Source organism: Bacteroides sp., from assembly GCF_029057325.1.
Classification (GTDB): Bacteria; Bacteroidota; Bacteroidia; order Bacteroidales; family Bacteroidaceae; genus Bacteroides.
The window spans coordinates 1-2,933 of the sequence record NZ_JAICZW010000133.1 but is presented as its reverse complement, the minus strand read 5'-3'; the positions used below and the strand labels follow the sequence as shown (position 1 = coordinate 2,933).

The following is a 2,933-nucleotide window of genomic DNA, read 5'->3' as shown; positions in this document are numbered from 1 at the left end:
CCTGAGGCGGATGGTGAACTTCCGGCGGTCGCCTTAGAGCGTCTGGCAGAAGTGGGAGAGTGGATGAAAGTATATGGTGAGACCATCTACGGAACCCGTGGCGGTTGCGTGGCTCCGCATCCTTGGGGAGTGACGACGCAGAAGGGGAATAAACTCTATGTGCATATTCTCGACTTGCAGGACAAGGCGCTCTTCTTGCCTTTGGAGGGCAAGAAGGTGAAAGCGGCGGTTCGCTTTGCCGACAAGGCTCCGGTAAAGTTCCAGAAGTGCCAGGGCGGCGTTACGCTTTCTTTGGGTAAGGTGCCTACAGAGATGGACGAAGTGATAGAATTGGATATTAAGGATTAATCCTTCTTCTTAATTAACTCTAAAAGATAAGGGAAACTGCGGAAATGCTCGCGGTTTCCCTTTATTTTTGGCAGACTATTTGTTATATAGAAAGTAAACAAATCATTATTCACTAAAAAAAAGAAAAGAATATGGGAACAGGAATGATAGGAATGCAATGGATTATCTTTATCGGCATTGCTTTGGTCAGTTGGCTGGTGCAGATGAATCTTCAGAACAAGTTCAAGAAATACTCTAAGATTCCTACCGGAAACGGTATGACGGGAGCGGATGTGGCGTTGAAGATGTTGCACGACAATGGCATTTATGATGTGAAAGTGACCCACACACCCGGACATCTGACCGACCACTACAATCCGGTGGATAAGACCGTGAACTTGAGTGAGGGTGTGTATAGCAGCAACAGCATCATGGCTGCTGCCGTAGCCGCCCACGAATGCGGCCACGCCGTGCAGCACGCCCGTGCCTACGCTCCGCTGACACTGCGCAGCAAGCTGGTGCCGGTGGTAAGTTTCGCTTCGCAATGGATGTCGTGGCTGTTGCTGGCAGGCATCTTGATGTTGAACTCTTTCCCGCAACTGCTGTTGGCAGGCATCATCCTGTTTGCCACGACCACGCTGTTCAGCTTCATTACGCTGCCGGTGGAAATCAATGCAAGCCAGCGGGCATTGGTGTGGCTCAGCCGTTCGGGCATTACGAACTCCTACAACCACAATCAGGCGGAAGACGCGCTCCGTTCGGCAGCTTATACGTATGTGGTGGCTGCTCTCGGTTCGCTGGCAACGTTGGTTTATTACGTGATGATATTCTTGAATCGTAGGGACTAAGCGCATACAATGTGTTTATAAAAAAGCAGACCATCTGACCGATGCGGCCGGATGGTCTGCTTTTTTTATGGGGCAATCCGTTCTTTTCTCATGAATTGGCTGTTCTTTCTATTTCTTCAGTAAGGCGCTTGCCAGAACCAGGCATCGTCATAGACTATATATGAACCTTTTTCCATTTCGTTGTAATATCCTTCGGGCATGAGGGCGATGTAGTTGTCAGGACTATATTTTTTGTCTTCTGTCCCAAACTCATAGCGCAGCGCGCAGTTCACGTAATAGAGGTTCTTTGCCATGTAATTATCCAAATACTCTTCTTTGGTGGTTTTCTCCCGATTGTTCCAGTTGGCCTCTTCGTTGAGTTTGAGGGGACGTCCGTCGCGCAGGCGTTCGCGTACTTCTTGGATGCTGAGTAGAGTCCCGTTTTCGTCTGTGACCCAAGCGTTGTTGGTGGGGTCTATCCAAAGCCATTTGTTCAATGTACTGGAATAAACGGCGTTGATGACGTGGCAGTCGCTGATATATTTCTTCGGCATGCAGGTGATGAAACGCGATTTGAATCCCATGGCCAGGTAGCATTCGTTCAATACGGTTGCCAGTCCGCGGCAGTTCAGTCCACGTGAACCGTCTTTACATGCTTCCGCCAAGGCGATGGCGTTCATCTGTTGGGGATTGCCGTGCTGGCCGTCGTGCTTGATCTTGTTGTGGATAAATGTGAGTATGTTTTTGATTTGGGAAATTTCGTCACCATTGCCTGCCACACTGTCCAATTGGAAGTATTGGCGTACTTTCACCAGATTGCTGTCATTGGGGGCTGCATAGGTGAAGCGGGGAAGTGTGTCTGTTTGCTCGTTCTTGGCATAGCGAGGTGATTTTTGCAAGATATAGAGATAATCTCCTTCCTTTTTAATTTGAGCCAGTATCTCTTCAAATTCTTTTTCTTTGCGTATGTTGTCCAGGTCTGTATCTCTTAATATATGCTGGTAATCAATACATCCGTTTTGCCAGGCCAATCTAAAACTTTTCAGAGCTTCCTCTTTCTTTTTCAGCATGGATTGGGCACACGCCAGATTGTAGTAGTAGCTTTGCAGTACCCAGCTGTGTCTCTTTTGCGTTTCTTTGTCTTGTTCATTGAACAGGGCTATCAGTGCCTTGCTGTTCTTTTCAACCTCCTGGTAGTTGTTTTCTTCAAAAGATTGTTGCAGCTTCTGTGTGAGCGCGGCTTCTTTCTTCTCGAATACTTTTTCGTTCTCGGATTGCGCCAGGCATATACCGATGCTGCACATCAGCAGCAGACTGAATAAAATGAATCTCTTTTTCATAAATGTGTCAGTTAGTGGTTTGTTCTCACTGCTTTTATGTAGTGATGTCGGTCCAAAGATACGATTAAAAAAATAACTTATCGGCAATATGCGTGCATAAAGCGTCTTTTTGCATCCATATTCCACTTCCACAGTGTATTTGCAGAACTTTAGTGTTTGATTCTGTTGCCCGATTGCCAAGGGTATGATAGTGGCATTGAAGCAAGCGCTTTTTTCTGAATGTAAAAGTTTTTCTCATTCGTTTCTTGCAGTCGGTACGTTCCGGTGAAAAAACTCCCGTCTCCCCGTTTTTCTTCAGCTCTTCCTGTCTGCTCCCGGGCTGCCCCCTACCAGGACCTATTCGGCTTCGGACGTTCTTCGGCCAAACTCCACTCCCTAGGACCGAAGAATGTCCGAAGAACGTCCGAAGAAACACCGAAGAAACTATGGAGCAGAAAAG

Annotated in this window: 2 protein-coding genes and 1 pseudogene; 2 read left to right on the top strand and 1 reads right to left on the bottom strand. The window is 47.3% G+C overall.

Annotated elements, in window-relative coordinates; genetic code table 11:
* Together K2G43_RS07930 and K2G43_RS07925 are read left to right on the top strand one after the other, a co-directional pair.
* Nucleotides 1-348 (top strand): annotated as a pseudogene (locus K2G43_RS07930) (alpha-L-fucosidase); the annotation flags it as partial.
* 131 nt (nt 349-479) lie between these two features.
* Nucleotides 480-1,175 carry a zinc metallopeptidase gene (locus tag K2G43_RS07925; protein ID WP_297644225.1) on the top strand — a complete coding sequence of 232 codons (696 nt, stop codon included), beginning with the start codon at nt 480-482 and terminating at the stop codon, nt 1,173-1,175.
* A 116-nt stretch (nt 1,176-1,291) separates the two neighbouring features.
* Here K2G43_RS07925 and K2G43_RS07920 read toward each other — a convergent pair whose 3' ends face one another.
* Nucleotides 1,292-2,494 (bottom strand): transglutaminase domain-containing protein, encoded by a 1,203-nt coding sequence (locus K2G43_RS07920; RefSeq protein ID WP_300153985.1) that lies wholly within the window; start codon nt 2,492-2,494, stop codon nt 1,292-1,294.
* Nucleotides 2,495-2,933: the final 439 nt, after the last annotated feature.

What these genes read in the sequence shown, in the direction of transcription:
- K2G43_RS07925 (WP_297644225.1), top strand. Translation starts at nt 480, where the DNA reads ATGGGAACAGGAATGATAGGAATGCAATGGATTATCTTTATCGGCATT.
- K2G43_RS07920 (WP_300153985.1), bottom strand. Translation starts at nt 2,494, where the DNA reads ATGAAAAAGAGATTCATTTTATTCAGTCTGCTGCTGATGTGCAGCATC.